At 63.6% G+C, this 20,692-nt stretch carries 18 protein-coding genes; 4 read left to right on the top strand and 14 right to left on the bottom strand.

The genetic code is table 11. From position 1 onward, the window contains the following. Window positions 1-60 precede the first annotated feature (60 nt). The 7 genes from E8M79_RS16440 to E8M79_RS16410 all read right to left on the bottom strand — a co-directional run bounded on the left by E8M79_RS16440 (window position 61) and on the right by E8M79_RS16410 (window position 7,806). A complete protein-coding gene (locus E8M79_RS16440; RefSeq protein WP_137152929.1) occupies window positions 61-1,536 on the bottom strand; it encodes a mannitol dehydrogenase family protein in 1,476 nt (491 codons plus the stop codon). Window positions 1,537-1,664: 128 nt separating this feature from the next. Continuing rightward, a complete protein-coding gene (locus E8M79_RS16435) occupies window positions 1,665-2,669 on the bottom strand; it encodes an ABC transporter ATP-binding protein (protein WP_137152928.1) in 1,005 nt (334 codons plus the stop codon). 11 nt (window positions 2,670-2,680) lie between these two features. After that, window positions 2,681-3,511: a carbohydrate ABC transporter permease gene (locus E8M79_RS16430; RefSeq protein WP_137152927.1), complete on the bottom strand. Its 831-nt coding sequence runs from the start codon at window positions 3,509-3,511 to the stop codon at window positions 2,681-2,683. Between the two features lie 12 nt (window positions 3,512-3,523). After that, entirely contained in the window at window positions 3,524-4,396 is an 873-nt protein-coding gene (locus tag E8M79_RS16425) for a sugar ABC transporter permease (RefSeq protein ID WP_137152926.1), read from the bottom strand. A gap of 149 nt (window positions 4,397-4,545) precedes the next feature. After that, window positions 4,546-5,856, bottom strand: a complete 1,311-nt coding sequence (locus E8M79_RS16420; RefSeq protein WP_137152925.1) for a sugar ABC transporter substrate-binding protein — start codon at window positions 5,854-5,856, stop codon at window positions 4,546-4,548. Window positions 5,857-6,013: 157 nt separating this feature from the next. Next, window positions 6,014-6,973: a sugar-binding transcriptional regulator gene (locus E8M79_RS16415; protein WP_137152924.1), complete on the bottom strand. Its 960-nt coding sequence runs from the start codon at window positions 6,971-6,973 to the stop codon at window positions 6,014-6,016. A gap of 59 nt (window positions 6,974-7,032) precedes the next feature. Beyond that, window positions 7,033-7,806, bottom strand: a complete 774-nt coding sequence (locus E8M79_RS16410) for a FadR/GntR family transcriptional regulator (RefSeq protein WP_137152923.1) — start codon at window positions 7,804-7,806, stop codon at window positions 7,033-7,035. 389 nt (window positions 7,807-8,195) lie between these two features. Between E8M79_RS16410 and chvE the strand changes: the two genes are divergently transcribed. From chvE to mmsB, 3 genes are all read left to right on the top strand, one after another. Beyond that, window positions 8,196-9,272, top strand: a complete 1,077-nt coding sequence (gene chvE / locus E8M79_RS16405) for a multiple monosaccharide ABC transporter substrate-binding protein (protein WP_137152922.1) — start codon at window positions 8,196-8,198, stop codon at window positions 9,270-9,272. 107 nt (window positions 9,273-9,379) lie between these two features. After that, complete coding sequence (mmsA, locus tag E8M79_RS16400; RefSeq protein WP_137152921.1) at window positions 9,380-10,912, top strand: multiple monosaccharide ABC transporter ATP-binding protein; 1,533 nt, start codon at window positions 9,380-9,382, stop codon at window positions 10,910-10,912. An 89-nt stretch (window positions 10,913-11,001) separates the two neighbouring features. After that, window positions 11,002-12,192 (top strand): multiple monosaccharide ABC transporter permease, encoded by a 1,191-nt coding sequence (mmsB, locus tag E8M79_RS16395; RefSeq protein ID WP_248305078.1) that lies wholly within the window; start codon window positions 11,002-11,004, stop codon window positions 12,190-12,192. Between the two features lie 73 nt (window positions 12,193-12,265). Here the strand turns inward: mmsB and E8M79_RS16390 are convergent, their stop codons facing one another. Then, window positions 12,266-12,820: a hypothetical protein gene (locus E8M79_RS16390; RefSeq protein ID WP_137152919.1), complete on the bottom strand. Its 555-nt coding sequence runs from the start codon at window positions 12,818-12,820 to the stop codon at window positions 12,266-12,268. Between the two features lie 196 nt (window positions 12,821-13,016). Here E8M79_RS16390 and E8M79_RS16385 point away from each other — a divergent pair, with 196 nt between their 5' ends. After that, window positions 13,017-13,745 (top strand): phosphotransferase, encoded by a 729-nt coding sequence (locus tag E8M79_RS16385; protein ID WP_137152918.1) that lies wholly within the window; start codon window positions 13,017-13,019, stop codon window positions 13,743-13,745. 49 nt (window positions 13,746-13,794) lie between these two features. Here E8M79_RS16385 and E8M79_RS16380 read toward each other — a convergent pair whose 3' ends face one another. From E8M79_RS16380 to E8M79_RS16355, 6 genes are all read right to left on the bottom strand, one after another. Further along, window positions 13,795-16,176: a methyl-accepting chemotaxis protein gene (locus E8M79_RS16380; protein ID WP_171015901.1), complete on the bottom strand. Its 2,382-nt coding sequence runs from the start codon at window positions 16,174-16,176 to the stop codon at window positions 13,795-13,797. A gap of 148 nt (window positions 16,177-16,324) precedes the next feature. Continuing rightward, window positions 16,325-16,891: a GrpB family protein gene (locus tag E8M79_RS16375; RefSeq protein ID WP_137152916.1), complete on the bottom strand. Its 567-nt coding sequence runs from the start codon at window positions 16,889-16,891 to the stop codon at window positions 16,325-16,327. Window positions 16,892-16,906: 15 nt separating this feature from the next. Next, window positions 16,907-17,740 carry a 3-mercaptopyruvate sulfurtransferase gene (sseA, locus tag E8M79_RS16370; protein ID WP_137152915.1) on the bottom strand — a complete coding sequence of 278 codons (834 nt, stop codon included), beginning with the start codon at window positions 17,738-17,740 and terminating at the stop codon, window positions 16,907-16,909. 58 nt (window positions 17,741-17,798) lie between these two features. Next, a complete protein-coding gene (locus E8M79_RS16365) occupies window positions 17,799-18,860 on the bottom strand; it encodes an ABC transporter ATP-binding protein (protein ID WP_137152914.1) in 1,062 nt (353 codons plus the stop codon). Between the two features lie 2 nt (window positions 18,861-18,862). After that, on the bottom strand, window positions 18,863-19,654 hold the full coding sequence (locus E8M79_RS16360; RefSeq protein WP_137152913.1) for an ABC transporter permease subunit: 792 nt from the start codon (window positions 19,652-19,654) through the stop codon (window positions 18,863-18,865). After that, window positions 19,651-20,529, bottom strand: coding sequence for an ABC transporter permease subunit (locus tag E8M79_RS16355; protein ID WP_248305020.1), 879 nt, complete (start codon window positions 20,527-20,529; stop codon window positions 19,651-19,653). Before E8M79_RS16355 ends, E8M79_RS16360 begins: the two co-directional genes overlap by 4 nt. Between the last annotated feature and the right edge of the window lie 163 nt (window positions 20,530-20,692).

Genomic DNA, 20,692 nt, shown 5'->3' with positions numbered 1-20,692 from the left:
AGCGCCCTTTGTTCGGTCCGGGCGGGACGGTATCGCAAGGCGGGCGGGTTGGCTACATGGCTAGAGCTGGTCGGCGAGATAGAGATCAAGCGTGGTTCGAGTGCCGCGGGTCCAGAGGCTCTCGAGGGCCGTGCTGAAGGCGGCGATGAAGCTGGGGTTGTTGGCCAGGCCGCCATAGATGTCGGCCATGGCCAGCCAGGCTTTGGGATCATCCTTGGCCAGGCGGGACTGGGCGGTCAGCCGGTCCCAGCTGGGGTCGTTGGGGGCGATGACGGCGCCGGAATCGGTGGTGCCATAACAATAGCGGCACCAGAGGGCGGAAACGAGCGCCAGGCCCTTGACCGATTGCCCGGCCGTGACGCGATCAAGGGCCGACGGCACGATGAACTTGGGCTGGCGGTTGGACCCGTCAAGCGCCAGGCGACGGATGGTGTCGCCGATCTTGGGATTGGCAAAGCGCTTTTCGCAGAGGGCGAAATAGTCGTCGAGATTGGTGTCGGGCACCGGGGGCACGACAGGGATGATCTCGTCGCGCTCGACCTTGGCGAGAAAGGCCGACACCAGAGGGTCTTCCATGGCCTCGTGCACGAAGTGAATGTCCATCAGGCCAGCGGGATAGGCGATGGTGGCGTGACCGCCATTGAGGATGCGGATCTTCATGTGCTCATAGGGCGCGACGTCGGGCACGAATTGCACGCCGACAGTCTCGAGCGCCGGACGGCCGGCGGGGAAATTGTCCTCCAACACCCATTGCCGGAACCGCTCGCAGAAGACGGGCCAATTGTCCGCTATGCCGAAGCTGTCGGCCAGCAGCGTGCGTTCGCGTTCGGAGGTGGCCGGGGTGATGCGGTCCACCATGCCATTGGGGAAGGCGACATTGATCTCGACCCAGGCGGCCAGCGCCGGATCGATCAGCGCTGCAAGGCCCGCCACGGCATTGTGGGTGACGTGGCCGTTGCCCGGGATATTGTCGCAACTCATGACGGTGAAGGGCACGACGCCGGCAGCGCGGCGGGCCAGGAGGCCCGCGAGGATGAGGCCGAAAGCGGTGCGCGGCGCATCGATGTGGGCGGCGTCATAGACGATGTCGGGATGGGCGGGATCGAAGGCCTGGCTGGCCGGATTGATATAGTACCCACCCTCGGTGATGGTCAGCGAGACAATGCGGATGGCCGGATCGGCGAGGCGGGCGATGACGGCGGCGCTGTCGCCGGGCCGCAGATAGTCGATCATGACGCCGGTGACGCGGGCGCTGCTGGCGTCGGCTTCCTGCTCGACCACGGTGGTGAGCCAATCCTGCTCCATCAGCTTGAGCCGCATGGCCTCGTCGGCCTCGCGCACGCCGGCGCCGACGATGGCCCAGTCGTGACCCACGCCGGTGGCGAAGAGATCATCGAGATAGACCGCCTGATGGGCGCGATGGAAATTGCCGACGCCGAAATGCACGATGCCGGCCGTCAGGCCCGTGCGGTCATAGGCGGGCACGGCGGCGGTGCTGAGGGTGGGCAGGGCGGCGGCGGAGAGCTTGGTGGTCATGGTGGTCGTCCTATTGTGCCCCCATGACACCGCATGGTGGGCGTGTCGAACCAGGTGTTCGGGTTCGTCGAAATCCTGGTACCACGGCCTCGTCCTGCAACAAGCTCAGGACGAGGTCTATGCAGAGACTAGAGCGCCAGGCCCGCGGCATCGAAGCGGTAGATGCGTGCGGGATCGGGCGTGAGATAGACATCGTCGCCATGGCCGAAGGTCTGGTCGCCATCGGTGCGGATGGTCATCAGGCCCAGCCCGTCGACATGGACATGCAGAAACGTGTCGCTGCCGAGCTGTTCGGCGACGCCGACCTTGCCCTTCCAGGCGCCGGGCATGGGTGTCGTGGCCAGGCTGAAATGCTCGGGGCGGACGCCGATGGCGCTGGCGTTGTAGCGCGCGGCCTCGGGACCATCGACAAAGTTCATGCGCGGCGAGCCGATGAAGCCGGCGACAAAGCGGTTGGCTGGCTTCTTGTAGAGATCGAGCGGGGTGCCGAACTGTTCGACGCGGCCGGCATTGAGCACCACGATGCGGTCGGCCATGGTCATGGCCTCGACCTGATCATGCGTCACATAGATCATGGTGGTCTTGAGCTGCTGGTGCAACTCGGTGATCTCAAGGCGCATGTTGACGCGCAGGGCGGCATCGAGGTTGGACAGCGGTTCGTCAAAGAGGAACGCCTTGGGCTCGCGCACAATGGCGCGGCCGATGGCGACGCGCTGGCGCTGGCCGCCCGAGAGGGCGCGCGGGCGGCGATCGAGATAGGATGACAGGTTCAGCGTGCGGGCGGCATATTCGACCTTCTGGTCGATGACCTCCTTGGGCGCCTTGGCCATCTTCAGAGGGAAGGCGATGTTGTCGCGCACCGTCATATGCGGATAGAGCGCATAGGACTGGAACACCATGGCGAGGCCCCGACGGGCCGGCGGCGCCTTGGTCATATCGACGCCATCGAGCAGGATGGTGCCCGAGGTGGTGTCTTCGAGCCCGGCGATCAGGCGCAGCAGGGTGGACTTGCCGCAGCCGGAGGGACCGACAAAGACGACGAACTCGCCCTCTTTGATGTCCAGCGAGATATCGGGAATGATCTGGACTTCGCCGAAGGACTTCTTGACGTGGGAGAGAGAGATGGAACCCATTTTTCTAGTCCTTACTTTACAGCGCCGAAGGTGAGACCGCGGACGAGTTGTTTCTGGCTGAACCAGCCCATGAGCAGGATCGGCGCGATGGCCAGCAGCGAGGCGGCCGAGAGCTTGGCGAGGAAGAGGCCCTGGGGGCTCGAGAAGGACGAGATGAAGGCGGTGAGCGTGCCCGCCTTGCCCGAGGTCAGGGTGATGGTCCAGAAGGCTTCGTTCCAGGCCAGGATGACATTGAGCAGCAGCGTCGAGGCAATGCCGGGCACGGCCATGGGCACCAGGACGTGGACGATCTCGTTGTAGAGCTCGGCGCCATCCATGCGCGCGGCCTCAAGGATGTCGACCGGGATTTCCTTGAAATAGGTGTAGAGCATCCAGATGATGATCGGCAGGTTGATCAGCGTCATGATCAGCGTCAGGCCATGCAGGGTGTCCAGCAGGCGCAGATCGCGGAAGATCAGGTAGATCGGGATCAGCACGCCCACGGCGGGCATCATCTTGGTGGAGAGCATCCACATCAGCACGTCCTTGGTGCGCTTGGTGGGCGCAAAGGCCATGGCCCAGGCGGCAGGGACGCCGATGACCAGGCCCAACAGTGTCGAGCCGACCGAGAAGATGATGGAATTGAAGGCGTGCTTGAAATAGTCCGAGCGATCCTGCACGGCGCCGAAGTTCTCCAGCGTGAACTCGCGCGGCAGGAAGGTCGGGCTGGTGGCAATCGCCTCGGCCTCGGTCTTGAATGCGGTCAGGATCGTCCACAGGATGGGGGCGAACAGCAGCAGGGCAATGGCCCAGGCGAGTGCGGTAAAGCCGATACGGGTCTGGATGGATGCGGCGCGGGCCATGGTCGGTCTCCCTTACGCGTCTAGGTTCTTGCCGACCGCGCGCATCAGGAAGATGGCAACGATGTTGGCGATGACGACGGCGACCACGCCACCGGCCGAGCCGGCGCCGATGTCGTTGGAGAGGATGCCGGTGCGGAACACCAGGAAGGCGATGTTGGTGGAGGCATAGCCGGGTCCGCCGCCGGTGGTGACGCGGATTTCAGCGAAGATGCCGAGCAGGAAAATGGTCTGGATCAGGATCACGATGGTGATCGCCCGGGCCATGTGCGGCAGGATGATATGGTAGAAGCGGTTGATGGCATTGGCACCATCCATCTCGGCCGCCTCGCGTTGCTCTTCGGAGAGCGACTGCAGGGCCGTGAGCAGGATCAGCGTGGCAAAGGGCAGCCACTGCCAGGCCACGATGACGATGACGGAAAACATCGGATACTGGTTGAACCAGTCGATGGGCTGCAGGCCGAAGAATTTCCACAGATGCGCCAGCATGCCGTAGCCGGGGTGCATGAAGCCGTTCTTCCAGATCAGCGCGGCCACCGGCGGCATGACGAAAAAGGGCGAGATGACGATGATGCGGAGGATCCCCTGGCCCCAGATGGGCTGATCGAGCAGCAGCGCCAGCAGCGTGCCGCCGATAATGGTGATGAGCAGCACGCCACCCACCAGGATCAGCGTATTGACCAGCGACTGGATGAAGCTGGGGTCGCCGATGACATAGACATAGTTCGCCCAGCCGGCGAAACCGGTCATCATCGGATTGATCAGGCTATAGTTCTGGAAGCTGAACCACAGGGTCATCACCAGCGGGACGATCATCCAGATCAGCAGCACGATGACGGCGGGGGCCATCATGATGCGCGAGAGTGTGCGGGTCTGTGCGGTTGCCATGCGGAATGCTCCAAGACGCCGGTGCTGGTGCCGGACGGCCCCTCACCCTAACGCTCTCCCCAGGGGAGAGGTGGATCGGGCCTTGCCCAGATCCGATCTGTTGAACCGCCCGATCAGGGAGATCGGGCGGTTCGGCTTCGGGGGAGGAACTACTTGATGTAGCCGGCGCGGGTCATGTCGCGGGTGGTGGCGTCCTGTGCCTGGGCAAGGGCGTCATCGGCGGACATCTGACCGGCCAGGGCGGCCGAGAACAGCTGGCCGACATTGGTGGCAATGCCGGCGAACTCGGGAATGGCCACGAACTGCACGCCAGTATAGGGCACGGGCTTGACCGTGGGCTGGGTCGGATCGGCAGCGTTGATGGAGTCCAGCGTCATCTTGGCGAAGGGCGCCGCAGCCTGGTACTCGGCGTTTTCATAGAGCGAGGTGCGCGTGCCCGGGGGAACGTTGGCCCAGCCTTCCTTGGCAGCAACAGTGGCCAGATAGTCCTTGTTGGTTGCCCAGTTGATGAACTTCTCGGCCGCCTCGGCGTTCTGGCTGCTCTTGGGAATAGCCAGCGACCAAGCCCAGAGCCAGTTGCCGCGCTTGCCCAGGCCGTTATCGGGCGCCAGGGCAAAGCCGACCTTGTCAGCGACGGTGGAGTCCTTGGGGTTGGTGACAAAGGATGCCGCCACGGTGGCGTCGATCCACATGCCGCACTTGCCCTGCTGGAACAGCGTGAGGTTTTCATTAAAGCCGTTGGACGAGGCACCGGCCGGGCCGGCGTCGGCCATCAGCGACAGATAGGTGTCGAGCGTGGCCTTCCACTCGGGCTGATCGAACTGGGCATGCCAGGATTCGTCGAACCAGCGGGCGCCGAAGGAGTTGGACATGGCCGTCAGGAAGGCCATGTTCTCGCCCCAGCCGGCCTTGCCGCGCAGGCAGATGCCGTTGATGTCATTGGCGCGATCGGTCATGGCGCGGGCGGCCTGGCCGATGAATTCCCAGGTGGGGGCGTCGGGCATGGTCAGCCCGGCCTTTTCCATCAGGTCCTTGCGGTACATCACCATCGAGCTCTCGCCATAGAAGGGCGCTGCATAGAGCTTGCCATCCATGGACAGGCCGCCGCGGATGGCGGGCAGCAGGTCGTCGACGTCATAGGCCGCGTCGGCGCTCAGGCCGTCCAGCGGCACCAGCCAGCCCTGCTTGGCCCAGATGGGGGCTTCGTAGGTGCCGATGGTCATCACGTCATACTGGCCACCATTGGTGGCGATGTCGGTGGTGACGTTCTGGCGCAGCGTGTTCTCTTCGAGCACGACCCAATTGAGCGCGATGCCGGTGTCGGCGGTGAAGGCCTCGGACAGACCCTGCATGCGGATCATGTCGCCATTGTTGACGGTGGCAATGGTGAGCGTCTGCGCAGAGGCGGAAGCCGCCAGCGCAAGGCTGAACGCGCCCACGAGAATGGGTGTCAGTTTCATCGATATCCTCCCAGGAACCGAAACGGGCATTTGTCTCGGCAATGGGCAAATACTCACCTTTCATGCGGCAGAGTCAAGTGTGCCATGCACAAAATGATGGCGAGGTCGGCCGGGGAGTGGATAGTGAAGCCGAAATAATACCTATGAAATCATAGGTTTAATGGAGACGCAGGAGCCCCTCTGCGGTGCGCTCGTCGGTTATGAGGCCGTTAACCAATCGCCGGTTGAGCGTGGCGCGGATGCCGGGCAATTTTCTATCGCCCATGGCGATTGCCACAACCAGCGAGGCCTCGCGCGAGGGCATGGGGGCCGAGGCGACGCGATCATTGGTCAGGCCCTCGATGAGCCGGCCATCGGCATCAAAGCTCCAGCCGCAGATCTCGCCGACGGCGCCGGCCTTCTGCAGCGCCTTGAGCTCGGCATCGGTGATGAAGCCATCCAGATAGAGCGGCGCATCGGGGCCGATGTCGCCGACACCCACGAAGGTGACATTGGCCTGGGCCGCCAGGGCCAGGGTTTCGCGAATCATGGGCTGGGCATGCAGCAGCTCGCGTTCGCGGGCGGAGGAGGCAATGACCGGCAGCGGCATGGGAAAGCTGCGCGACTTGACGGTATCAGCCATGTTGAAGATCACGTTGTAGAACGCTGCCGAGCCGTCTGGCGCGATATTGCCGGTGAGCGAGACCACCTTGTGCTGCGGGCATTCCATGGGCGTGAGCTGGGCGACGGCAGCCTTGAGTGTGCGGCCGGTGCCGATGGCCATGACGATGGGGTCGGGGCGCTTGAGCCAGCGTTCGATCTCGGTGGCAGCGGCCTCAGCGATGCCTAGGGTCGAGGACTGGCTGGAGGGGTCGGACGGAACCACCTCGACAAGGTCGAGCGCAAAGCGGGACTTGAGTCGACTGGCCAGGTCCATGCAGCGGCCAATGGGATGATCAAGGCGGACCTTGATCAGGCCTTCGCTGACCGAAAGCGAGACAAGGCGCTGGGCGGATTGGCGGGAAATGCCGAGCTTGGCAGCGATTTCCTCCTGGGTATTGCCGGCGACATAGTAGAGCCAGCCGGCGCGGGCGGCATCGTCCAATCGATTGGTTGAGCTGTCTGGTCGCTGCGCCATGGTCCGTCCCGGAAACTGCGGCGGATTATTCGGTCATGGCGCGCCCGGCTGCAAGGCGTTTATGCGCTGTCGCCCGGGGGCAGGGACAGCTGATTGAGCGCCGCGCGGATATCGCGTTCGGTATCCTTGAGGTGGGCGCGCATAGCATCGGCGGCCTGGCGGCCATCGCCGGCCTTGATGCAATCGAGGATCTTCTGATGCGCGACAATGGTGTCCTGAATGGTGTGACCGCGCTGTTCATGGCCGCGGCGGCTGATGAAGAACGCCTGGCGCAGCGGCTTGGCCATGGCCTCAAAGAGATAGCCCAGCACACGATTGCCGCTGGCCAGGGCCACAGCTTCATGGAAGCCGACGTCATGGATATGAAAGTTCAGTTCCTGCTCGTGGGTCAGCTCGCCACTCGGGCTGTGGGCAGAATCACGCATGCCCTGCAGTTCGCTTTCGATAGCGGTAATCCCGGCGCGGGTGGCGCGTTTGGCCGCCTGGGTGGCCGACTGCACCTCGAGCGAGAGACGCACCTCGATCAGATCGAACAGGCCCTTGGGATCAAAGCGGATCACCGAGGTGAGGAAATCGGCAAAGGCTGTGCCATCGGGCTCGCGCACTACTGCCCGGCGTCCGCGGGCGATGGTGAGCAGGCCGCGCCCCTCAAGCAGCTTGACGGCCTCGCGGATAGTGAGGCGGCTGACGGCATAGCGCGTGGCGAGATCGGCTTCGCTGGGCAGGCTGGTGCCGGGCGGCATTTCGGCCAGAATCACTGTGGCCAGATGCTCGGCAACATGGCCGGCCGCTGTAGGCTGATCAGCGCGCACCTGCTCGGTCGTATTCAACATAACCCCTCCCGGTTATCAGATACCTTGAGTGCTGGCGGTGTCGCTTTGCGATCTAGCCGAACAGAATCCTCCCGAGGCGGCGGCACGATAACGTTACAAATGCCGAACCGCAATCGCCGCAAAACCTGCTGTATCGTTAAAATTTGACCGTCGAAAAAAATGCGCGAAAGCGCCAAAGCTGCTTTACATCGGGTATCTGATCATCCTAATTTCCCCGGCGATGGCTTGGGAGGGCCCGGGCGGCGCATGCCGTCACGCTGGAGGACTCTATGCAGTGTTGTCACGCATGTCCGCGAGGGCATTTGCTGGCGCGCCTGCAGGAATCCGCAACACCTCTCCGGATGATCACAGGCTGCTTCTGAACTCGAAATATAAAAGGGAGTCGAGACGTGAAGATTTTCAAGACGCTTGCCACCGTACTGGCAGTTGGCGCCATGGCGCTGACCGCATCGACGGCTGTTTTCGCCCAGGACAAGGGCGCCATCGGCATTGCCATGCCGACCCAGTCGTCGCTGCGCTGGATCTCGGACGGCAACGAACTCAAGGCCGCGCTGGAAGCCAAGGGCTATTCGGTTGATCTGCAGTTTGCAGAAGACGATATCCCGAACCAGCTCGCCCAGATCGAAAACATGGTCACCAAGGGCGTCAAGGCCCTGGTCGTTGCCTCGATCGACGGCACCACGCTGTCGGCCGTGCTGCAGCAGGCTGCTGACGCTGGCATCAAGGTTGTCGCTTATGACCGCCTGATCCGCGACACCGCCAATGTCGACCTCTACACCACCTTCGACAACTTCCAGGTGGGCGTGCTCCAGGCCAATTCGCTGGTCAAGGGCCTCAAGGAACGCTTTGCCGACACCAAGCCGTGGAACGTTGAACTGTTCGGCGGTTCGCCGGACGACAACAACGCCTTCTTCTTCTATGACGGCGCTATGAGCGTTCTGCAGCCGATGATCGACTCGGGCGACATCGTTGTGAAGTCCGGCCAGATGGGCATGGACACTGTTGGTACCCTGCGTTGGGACGGTGCTGTTGCACAGGCCCGCATGGACAACATCCTGTCGGCCAGCTACTCGGACGGTAGCCGTGTTGACGGCGTTCTGGCCCCCTATGATGGCCTGAGCCGTGGTATCATCTCGTCGCTGCGCGGCGTTGGCTATGGCTCTGCCGACCTGGCATGGCCCGTCATCACCGGCCAGGATGCCGAAGCACCGTCCGTCAAGGCGATCATCGCCGGCGAGCAGTATTCGACCGTCTACAAGGACACCCGCGAGCTGGCCAAGACCACTGCTGACCTGGTTGACACCATCGTCGGTGGCGGCACGCCGGAAGGCCTGGACACCACCACCTACGACAATGGCGTCAAGGTTGTGCCCTCGATCCTGCTGACCCCCTATGAAGTCGACCTGACCAACTACCAGGCCCTGGTTGTTGACTCGGGCTACATCAAGGCCGAAGACCTGCAGTAAGCCTCTGGCTTGATGCGAAACGGGGCCCCGCGGTGACGCGGGGCCCTTTCCCGTAACCGGGCGCCACCGCCATGTGCAGTGCCCGCGTGCCTACGAGAAAGCTGGCGATGACCAATACCATTCTGGAGATGCGCGGCATCACCAAGACGTTCCCTGGCGTCAAGGCGCTTTCGGACGTCAATCTGGACGTGCGGGAAGCCGAAATCCACGCCATCGTGGGTGAGAACGGCGCCGGAAAATCCACCCTGATGAAAGTGCTCAGCGGCGTCTATCCGTCGGGCAGCTATGACGGCCAGATCGTCTACAAGGGTGAAGAACAGCATTTCAAGACGATCGCTGACAGTGAAGCCAAGGGCATCGTGATCATCCATCAGGAGCTGGCCCTGGTGCCGCTGCTGTCGATCGCCGAAAACATCTTCCTGGGCAATGAACAGGCCAAGGCCGGCGTCATCGACTGGGACGAGACCCGCGACGGCGCCCGCAAGCTGCTGAGCATGGTGGGCCTGACCGAGGACCCTGATACGCTGGTGACCAATATCGGCGTGGGCAAGCAGCAGCTGGTGGAGATCGCCAAGGCGCTAAGCAAGGAAGTGCGGCTGCTGATCCTGGACGAGCCGACGGCCAGCCTGTCGGAGAAGGACAGCGCGGCCTTGCTCGAGCTGCTGATGGAATTCCGCAGGCAGGGCATTACCTCGATCCTGATCAGCCACAAGCTGAACGAAATCTCGCGCGTGGCCGACCGCATCACGGTGATCCGTGACGGCCGCACGATCGAAACGATGAACAAGGAACAGATCTCGGAAGACCGGATCATCACCTCGATGGTGGGTCGTGCGCTTGACGACCGCTATCCGCCGCGCACGCCGCAGATCGGCGAAGTGGTGTTCGAGGTCAAGAACTGGAACGTGTTCCACCCGCTGCACCGCGACCGGCAGATCATTCGCAACATCAACCTCAATATCCGCAAGGGCGAGGTGGTAGGCATTGCCGGGCTGATGGGTTCGGGCCGCACGGAGTTCGCCATGAGCCTGTTCGGCCGCTCCTATGGCCAGAAGATCAGTGGCGAAGTGTTCCTGCACGGCAAGAAAATCGACACCTCGACAGTGGAAAAAGCCGTGGCGCAGGGCATTGCCTATGCCACTGAGGATCGCAAGACCTATGGCCTGAACCTGATCGACCACATCAAGCACAATACCACTCTGGCCAATCTGCGCGGCATTTCGAGCATGGGCGTCATCGACGACATGACAGAAATGGACGTCGCCAATGAGTATCGCAAGAAGACCAATATCCGCTCATCGAGCGTCTATCAGGTCACCGGCAACCTCAGCGGCGGCAACCAGCAGAAGGTGGTTCTGAGCAAGTGGCTGTTCGCCAATCCGGAAGTGCTGATCCTGGACGAGCCGACCCGCGGCATCGACGTGGGCGCGAAATATGAAATCTACACTATCATCAACCAACTGGCGGCACAGGGCAAAGCCGTGCTGGTGATCTCCTCGGAGATGCCGGAACTGCTCGGCATCACCGACCGACTTTATGTCGTCAATGAGGGCCAGATCGTGGGCGAAATGCCGACGGCCGAAGCCAGCCAGGAGAAAATCATGCGTGCGATTGTTCGTGCGGAAGGGAAGGCATCATGACCACCGAGACGGCACCGGCGAGTGCTACGGCCACCACCGAACAGGCCAAGAACCAGCAGCTGAGCGTCTGGGGCGCCCTGAAGGCGAACATGCGCGACTATGGCCTGCTGGCCGCGCTGATCCTGATCATGCTGTTCTTCCAGTATTTCACGGGCGGCGTGCTGTTCAAGCCGCTGAACCTGACCAATATCATCCTGCAGAACAGCTATATCATCGTGATGGCGCTGGGCATGCTGCTGATCATCGTGGCCGGGCATATCGACCTGTCGGTCGGCTCGGTCTCGGGCTTCATCGGCGCGCTGGCCGCCATGCTGATGGTGGGCTGGAAGTTCCCGCCCGAGCTGGCGTTCCTGGCCAATCCCTTCGTCGCAGGCGCCATCTGTATCCTGGTGGGCGCGTTGATCGGCGCGGCACAGGGCTATCTCATCGCCTATCACCAGATCCCCAGCTTCATCGTGACGCTGGCCGGCATGCTGATCTTCAAGGGCCTGTCGCTGGCCATTCTGGCCGGCAAGTCGGTGGGCCCGTTCCCCGCCGAGTTCCAGCTGCTCTCGGCCGGCTTTATCCCTGATGTCTTTGGCCCAACCACCCTGGTGGCGGCCGCAGAAGGGGTCCAGCCGCTCGTGCTGCACACCACCACGGTGGTTATCGGTATTGTCACCGTCGTGGCGATGCTGGCGCTGGCCATTCGCTCGCGGTCCCGTCGCAAGGCGCGTGGCTATGAGAGCGAGCCCCTGGGCCTGTTCGTGGCCAAGAATGTGGTGATCGCGGCGCTGGTGCTGTTCTTCACCTATATGCTGGCGTCCTATCGCGGCCTGCCCAATGTGCTGGTGGTGATGGCGATCCTGATCGCGCTGTTCGTCTTTGTGACCAAGCGCATGACCTTTGGCCGCCGCATCTATGCCCTGGGAGGTAATCTCAAGGCCGCGGCGCTTTCGGGCATCAAGACCGAGCGGATGACGTTCTATGTGTTCGCCATCATGGGCGCCCTGGCGGCACTGGCCGGCATGATCTATGCGGCCCGTCTCAACTCGGCGACCCCCAAGGCCGGCCAGGGGCTGGAACTGGACGTGATCGCGGCCGTGTTCATCGGCGGCGCCTCGGCGCTGGGCGGCGTGGGCGCCGTGGCTGGTGCGGTGATCGGTGCGTTCATCATGGGCGTGATGAACAACGGCATGTCCATCATGGGCATCAACATCGACCTGCAGCAGATGATCAAGGGCGTGGTGCTGCTGGCTGCCGTGTTCTTCGACCTCTACAACAAGAAGCGCGCCGGCTAAGTTCGCGGAGCTTGCTAACCGTCTTGCGGGGCCGCTGGAGTGATCCGGCGGCCCCGTTGCTTTTAGAGAGTAATCAGTCCTCGACGATCTCGAGAAAGTCGTGGTCGGGCTGCCAGGGCAGGCTGCGTTCCGGCCCGGCGCCGATCAACGTGATGAGCGGCACAAAGCCGTTGTATTCGTAGTGGTGCTGGGCCGCAGCATAGGCAAAGCCGCGCGCCTGGTCCTGGTTGGCAGCGGACGCCAGCAGCCGGCCATCATATTCGATGCGCCAATTGCCCGGTTCCTGGCGGATCACCATGCGCTTGGGGGCTATGGCCTGAAGCATCACCGGGCCGCCCGCCAGTTGCAGGATGGTGGCTTCGAGCGCGTCGGGATCATCGAGATAGATCACATCGTAGTCGGCGCAGCTGTCACGATGCTGCTGGCCGGCGGCGATGACCTCCGGTGCGGCCTCGCAGCAGACGATGCTCAATCGCGTGGGCATGCCAAGCGGCGCAAGGCGGTCGATACCAACCGGATAGATCATCAGCATGCGGCGCAGGCCGGGGCGTCGCGCGGGCAGCTCGGCGGCAAAGGGCCGGCCGCAGGAGAGACCCTGGACGAGGGCAGGTGTAATGATGGTTGCCATGCGTAGTCTGCCCCTGCGTGATGGCATGTGCCTGTTTTGACATGAGAGTGTGTCAAGCATGGCGCCTGGGCAGTTCCGCCCGGAACAGGCGCCTCGGCGGATCGCGGGGACATGTTTCCGGCTCTAGCGGTTGTCGCTAGTGTTCGGACCGACAGTGGGGCTGGGCGGGCCTGGGGACGTGGGAGCGGAGGAGCTGATGGGCTGGGATGGCTTGGACTTGTGGGGGGCACGGCGGCTTGAGCGGCTGACGGGCGGCAGTTCCAATGATGTGTGGCGGTTGGACATCGACGGGCAGGTGGCGGTGGGCCGGCTGGGGCAGCGGTCGGATGAAGATCTTGCCTGGGAGATGGACCTGATGGCCCATCTCGACCGCAATGGCTTGGGTGTGCCCATGCCGATCCCAACCCGGGACGGGCGGCTGTTTGCCGAAGGGCTGGTCGTGATGGCATTTGTGCCGGGCGGACCGCCGCAGGATGCGGCGGACTGGCGGCGGGTGGGCGAGACGCTGCGCCGGCTGCATGGGCTGACGGCAGACTGGCCGCAGCGGCCGGGCTGGCGCGCGTCGACGGACCTGCTGAGCGAGGACAAGGGTACGCGCATTGACCTGACGGCCATGCCCGCGGAGGCCGTGTTGCGCTGTCGCGCGGCCTGGGCGCGGCTGGCCGGGCAGACGATGACGGTGGTGCATGGCAATCCGGGCAATCCCGGCAATATCCTGATGTCGCCAGACCGGGTGGCGCTGATCGATTGGGACGAGGCTCATGTGGATGTGCCCGTGCTTGACCTGGTGCTGCCGCACAATGGCGGCGGACTCGAGGGCGCCGCGCGGGACGCGGCAGAGCAGGCCTCGGCCGCCTGGGAAGCGGCGGTATGCTGGAAGGATGATTATGCCGAGATGCGGCTGGCCGAGGTGCGGCCGGTGTGAGGGACGGCAGGGACGCGACGGCGAACCGGAGTTCGCCGTCGCGACGGGGTCAGAACTCGTTCCAGTCGGTGGCGAGGGCGGCGTTGCCGGAGCTGAGGTAGGCCTTGGCTGCGGTGCGGGCCTTGGGCGGCGCGGCGTTGCGGGCAGGCGCGGTGGTTGTGCGTGTCGCGCGGTCGGAAACGGTGAACACGTCGACCACGACGTCGAGCTCGCTGGCCTGGGCCTCGGTCTGCTCGATGGCGGCATTGGTCTGTTCGACCAGGGCCGCGTTGTGCTGGGTCATTTCGTCCATCTGGCGCACGGCGACCGTGATCTCTTCGATGGCCGAGGCCTGCTCGCGGCTGTCGCGGGCGATGCCGTCCATCAGGGCATTGTTGGCGCGGGCCGCATCGAGCATTGAATTGAGCTTGGCTGCGGCTTCGGCAACCAGCTTTGACCCACCCTGGACTTCGGTGGCGCTCTGCTCGATGAGCACCTTGACCTCGGCTGAGGCAGAGGCTGCCGACTGGGCGAGGCGCCGCACTTCGACGGCCACCACAGCAAAGCCCTTGCCAGCATCTCCGGCGCGGGCCGCCTCGACAGAGGCGTTGAGGGCCAGCAGATTGGTCTGGAAGGCGATGTCGTCGATCAGGCCAATAATGTTGGAGATCTTGCTCGAGGACGCAGTGATCTGGCCCATGGCCTGATTGGCCTGATCCATCACCATGCCGCCCTGTTCAGCCGTCTGGGTGACCTTGCTGGCATTGGTTGAGGCTTCGCGGGCGCGCTCGGCATTCTGCAGCACGGTGGAGGCAAGCTGCTCCATGGCGGCTGAGGTTTCCTCGATGGTGGCCGCCTGCTTGGTGGTGCGCTCGCTCAGATCGTTGGCGCCGGCCAGGATTTCGCCGGTCGCGGACTTGAGTGCGCGGGAGGTCGATTTGATGCGGCCAACAACGTCAGACAGCGTGTCAGCCACGGCATTGGTGTCGGCCTGCAGGGCGGCGAAGGCCCCCTGATACTGGCCTTCCATGCGCTGGGTCAGATCGGTGTGGGCGAGGGCTGTCAGCACGCGGCCGGTTTCGGAGACGCCTTTTTCGACCGTGGCGACAAGGTTGTTGACGCTCTCGGCCAGCGTATTGAGCTCGGTATCGGGAAAGCTGGCGTCAACGCGCTTGGCGAAATCGCCGGCAATGGCCGCATCGACCACCGCGCCAAAGGCCCCCTGCAGCTCAGTCATCATCTGCTGGCGGGCCTGGGCATCGGTGATGATCCGCGCCGCCTCAGCCTGGGTCATCTGCGAGACCTGCAGGCCATTGCGGCGGAAAATCTCCACAGCGCGGGCCATGGCGCCAATCTCGTCGCGACCCTGGCTATTGGGTACAGTGAGATCATATTCGCCCTTGGCCAGGCGGCCCATGATCTCGGTCATCTTGCGGATCGGGCTGGCAATGACACCGGCGCCGAACCAGACCAGCAGCAGCACGGCGGCCAGCAGCCCAGCAGAGGCCACAAGCGCCGTGTTGCGGGTGGCGTTGACGGCGGCATAGATGGTGGAGGCAGGCACCTGCATAACCATGGACCAGGTTTCGGAGACGCCGGCAAAGGCCAAGGGCACAACCATGCCGAACTGCTCGACACCGGCTTCATCGCGGAAGAACTGGCCATCGCCGGCTTTGATCGTGGTGTCCAGCCAGGCAGCCGCGTCGGCTGCCAGCGGCTGGCCGAGCAGGGCTGGATCGGCATTGGCGACCCATTTGTTGTCATTGCTGACCAGCATGACCTTGCCGTCGCCGAAGGGGCGCAACTGCGAGACCATGTCGGCGAGCGAACTGAGGCTGATATCGCCCGTGACGATGCCAGCCGGCTTGCCACCGCGATGCACCACACCGCTGATGGTAGTCATCAGCACATCGACGCCTGCAACCACATAGGAATAGGGCGGGGTGATCAGGGTGCGGTCCTCCCGCATCGGGATATCGTACCAGCTTTCGGTGCCGGCTTCGGGCGACATGTCGAGCTGCTCGACGACAACGGCGCCGTTCTGGTTGGTGAAATAGGGGACAAAGCGTCCGTTGGCATCGGAATATTTGTGGCCGATAAAGTCGGCGTCGCGCCCATCAAGGGCATTGCTGTCGAAGGCCAGGGTCATGCCGACCAGGGACGACCTGGCGCTGGTGGCGGCGGTCATGATGGCTCCGAGCTGGTCGCGGTCGGGATTGGGGCCGGCAATTGCACCTTCGAGGGCTGCCTTGGTGGCCTCGACTGTTGCGACCACACTGCTGATCTGTCCGGCTGTGAGTTCGGAATACTGACCGAGCATGGCCTTGGCCTGTTCCCTGGCCTGCTTGCTGGCCATTCCATACATCAATGCGGTTCCGCCAAAGACGATGGCACACATGGACACCGCCGATAGCAAGCCCGCTGCGGCGACCAGCTTCAGCCGGATACTCATATTCGAAAAGACCACTTTTTTCCACCTTGCGTTGTGCTGCCGCCGTGCGGGCGCGTTACACAGACGTTGCGAGCAAAGGAAAAATACCCGGCCGGAGTTAATCTGGCGTTCACTGAGATTGTCTGGATGAAGACTTGCGAGCGGCGGGTCAGTCGCCGGGCGGTGGGGTCCAGCCGGCGAAAGAGGCCCAGTCGTTGGCGCCGGCCATGATGATGTCGAACACCGGATCCTTGATGTCGTAGTAAGCATCGACGTCATCGGGGAAGCGTCGGGAGAGCTGCTGCTTGATGACGGCATAGGCCTGGGCTGCGCCGGGATGGCTGCGCAGATAGTCGCGGCAGAGCAGGGGATAGCGCTGGTTGAAACGGCCCGTCTGGCGGATATGCAGATTGGCCGCACGGCCCGTGCTCTTGAAGAAGAGCTTGGCCAGGTGTTCGGGCGGCAGATCAAGGCCGGGCGGGCAGTGATCAGTGCGGGGGGCGCCGGGGCGGGTGGCAAAGCCGGCCGCCGTGATCGCGGCGATATCGGCCGCCGCCAGGTCATCGAGCGTGACCTGAATATCGATGACGTCCTTGGCGGGCAGGTCGAGCACGGCGGTTGAGCCGATGTGGTGGATCACCGCACCGGCGGGCAGGGCCGGCATTAGGCTGGCCTTGAGCGCCTGGAACTGGACGGGCCAGGTTGGATCCGGCGGACAGATTTCGATCAGGGGCACCGGTACGAGCCCTGATCAGGTCTCAATGTCGGCGTCGGGTCGGCTGCCCCATTCGGCCCAGGAGCCATCGTAGACCGCAACCTGGTCGGCGCCAGCCAATTGGGCGGCAAGGGCAAGGGTGGAGGCGGTGATGCCAGATCCGCAGGTGGTGATGAGGGGCTTGCTCAGATCAATGCCGCGTTCAGCAAATAGGGCGGCAAGCTGTTCGGGCGGGCGCATCTGGCCGGCGTCGGTGAGCAGGCTCACCGGCAGATTGTGGCTGCCCGGAATATGGCCGGACTTGAGACCCGGACGCGGCTCGGGCACTTCGGCGTGGAAACGCGGCGCGGGTCGGGCGTCGGCAATCTGGATACTGCCCTGCTGGCTTGCGCTGCGCACGGCGGCGAAGTCGGTGACGCGAGCCGGGTTGAAATGCGCCTCGAAGATCTGCTTGGGCCGGGACACGAGGCCGGCTTCGGTGGGGCGTTTCTCGGCGCGCCACTTGGGGCCACCACCAGCCAGGATGCGCACGTCGCGGGCGCCCATGGTCTGGAAGGTCCACCAGACGCGCGGGGCGGAGAATAGGCCAATCTCGTCATAGACAACGATGGTCATGGTTTCCGATATGCCCAGGGCCCCGACCATATGGGCGAAGTCGGCGGGGGCGGGCAGCATGTGGGGCAGGTTGCTGTCGGTATCGGCGACGCCGTCGATGTCAAAGAACACGGCGCCCGGGATATGGCCGGCCAGATAATCGGCCTGGGCGTTGCGTGCGGCGTTGGGCATGTGCCAGCTGCCGTCGAGCACGACCAGCTCGGGGTCACCAAGATGGGCTGCCAACCAGTCGGTCGTGACGAAGGGATTATCCACGGCAAGAGTCCTCGGGTTCGGGGCCGAAGATGACGCTGGATGACGGGGAGGTCAAACCCTAGTTGGCCAGAACCAGCAGGTCCTTGCCCGCCAGGGTGACAGTAATGACTTCGCCGCGCTGCGGCGGGGCAGCGCGCTGGTCGTTAAAGGTATCAAGGCTGACGACATTGTGGCCCAGCTTCACCCGGATGCGGATGACGGAGCCGAGGAATGTGACGTCCTCAACAGTGCCGTTGAGGGTGACGTCATTGCCCGGCCGCTGACCGACGGATAGCACTTCGGGGCGCACGGTGAGCACCATGGCTGCATTGGCGCTGATGCCGGCAGGAAGGTTGGGGACCGTGATGATCTGACCATCGAGCGAGACGGTGCGCGCCACCGGGTCGGCGACGGTGACGTCGAGATTGTTGAGCTGGCCGACGAACGTGGCGACGAAGCGGGTCTTGGGGGTATTGTAGATGTCGTGCGGAGCGCCCAGCTGCTCGATATTGCCGGCGTTCATCACCACGATACGGTCGGAAATGGACAGGGCCTCTTCCTGATCATGGGTGACGAAAACGGTGGTGATGCCCAGCTCGCGCTGAATGGCGCGGATTTCCTCGCGCAGCGAGACGCGGATCTTGGCGTCCAGCGCGGAGAGCGGCTCGTCGAGCAGCAACATGCGCGGGCGCGGGGCAATGGCGCGGGCAAGCGCCACGCGCTGCTGCTGGCCGCCGCTCATCTCATAGGGGTAGCGCGTTTCGAAGCCGGGCAGGCCGATCAGCTTGAGCATATCAACGACACGGGCGCGACGCTCCTCAGCGGGCACGCCGGCAATTTTGAGGCCAAAGCCGATATTGTCGCCCACATTGAGATTGGGGAACAGCGCATAGGCCTGGAACACCATGCCGAGCTGGCGCTGGTTGGGCTTGAGGCTGGTGATGTCCTGCCCATCGACCATGACGGTGCCCGAGGACGGCGTCTCGAAGCCGGCGATCATGCGCAGGATGGTGGTCTTGCCGCAGCCCGAGGGGCCGAGCAGGGAGATGAACTCGCCCTTGTCAAAGCCGAAGCTGACGCCCTTGACCACAGTATTGCTGCCATAGGACTTGGTGAGTTTGCTGACGTCGAGGAAAGCCATGGTCAATCGGTCCGGGCGGAGGTGCGGGGGGCGAAGCGGCCGAGCACATTGATCATGCCCATGGCGCCCCAGGTGATGATGAAGGAGATGATGGCCAGGGCCGCCGGCTCATAGGCGCGGTTGGCGCCGATGTTTTGCAGATAGGGGCCGAAGGCCGGTCGGTTGAGCAGGCTGGCGATGGTGAACTCGCCGATGACGATGGCGAAGGTCAAAAAGGCGCCCGAGAGCACCGCCACCAGAATATTGGGCAGGATGATCGAGGTGATGATCTGGACGGTATTGGCGCCGGCGATCTGGGCGGCCTCGGTGAGGGTCTGCACGTCGATGGTGCGCATGCCGGTGTCGACGGCACGATAGGTATAGGGCAGGGCCAGCGTCACATAGGCAAAGACCAGCAGGATATCGGTGCCCAGGGCGCTGCCGGTGAAGGGAATGATCGAGCTCGAATTGTAGAGCCGGATATAGCCATAGACCAAGATGATGGCCGGGATGATCAGCGGCAGCAGCGTGACGAATTCCATGAAGGGCCGCAGCCAGGGCATGCGCAGGCGCACGAAATAGACCGCAGGGACGACCACCACAATGCCCATGACGATGGCGAACAGGCCAATGACTACAGAATAGCTGAAGGTGGCCTGAAAGGCCGGATCGGAAAAGACCGAGGCATAGCTGTCAAAGCTGTAGTAGTCGCGGCGCATGCGCAGGGAGAACTCAAAGGTCGCCGCCAGCGGCACGACGAAATAGGCGGCGCCGGCCAGGAAGACGACCCAGGCCCAGAAGCGGTTCTGCTTCATTTCATCCACCTTTCGGACCGGGCGGAAATGACGAGATAGATGATGTTGGCGCAGGCGGTGATCAGCACCATGCCCAGCGCCAGGGCGGCGCCCAGGCCGGGATTCTGCAGGGCATCGCCACGGATCTGCGCATAGAGCAGGATGGGCACGATGTTGAGCGAGGAGCCGGTGAGGCCATAGGCGGTGGCGATGGCGCCAAAGGCATTGGCGAACAGCAGGCTCAGCGTACCCAACACGCTGGGCCATAGAATGGGCAGGCCGATATAGCGCCAGAACTGCCATGGCGTGGCGCCCAGGATCTGGGCGGCCTCGCTCCACTCCTTCTTGAGCCCGTCGATGGCCGGGGCAATGATGAGCACCATCAGCGGGATCTGGAAATAGAGGTAGGTAAGCGTCAGGCCCCAGAAGCTGAGGAGGTTGAAGCCAGAGCGATAGATGTCAAGACCGAAGACCGTCTTGAGGATGATGGTGACAAGGCCCAGGCGCCCGAGCGTGGCGATGAAGGCGAAGGCCAGCGGCACGCCGGCAAAATTGGAGGCGACGCCGGAAAAAGTCATGACCGCCGCGCGCAGCGGCGCGGGCAGGCGGCCGCGGATGATGGCCAGCGCCATGGCCAGGCCAATCGCAGCTCCCAGGATGGCCGAGGCGCCCGAGATGCGGATGGAAATCCAGTAGGCGGCGATGATCTGATCGGTGAACAGCGCTGCGATGTTGTCGAAGGTGAACTGGCCGTCGCGGCCGATAAAGGCGCCAGCCAGGAGATAGAGCGTCGGGAACGCCAGGAACATCAGCGCGAAGATGATGAAGGGCGCAACGCCAAGCCACTCAAACGAGAGGCGGCGGGGTGGTGCTGGCGAGGCAGGCGCTTGGATCATCATCACGGTTCCGGACTCGTGGGCGGCACGATGCGTTGCCATGGGGCAACTGAGAAGATGATGCCGGGCGGGGATGGGTGCCGCATTTGCATGCTGCGGCCGGGCCATCCCGCGCCCTGGCTGATCAAGAGTCCGGCCAATGCCGGGCTCTCAAACCATTTGG

It is taken from the genome of Devosia sp. FKR38, assembly GCF_005222805.1.
In the GTDB taxonomy this organism is placed as follows: Bacteria; Pseudomonadota; Alphaproteobacteria; order Rhizobiales; family Devosiaceae; genus Devosia.
Note: the sequence above shows the minus strand (reverse complement) of the source record. Positions and strands in the feature narration are given on the sequence as shown.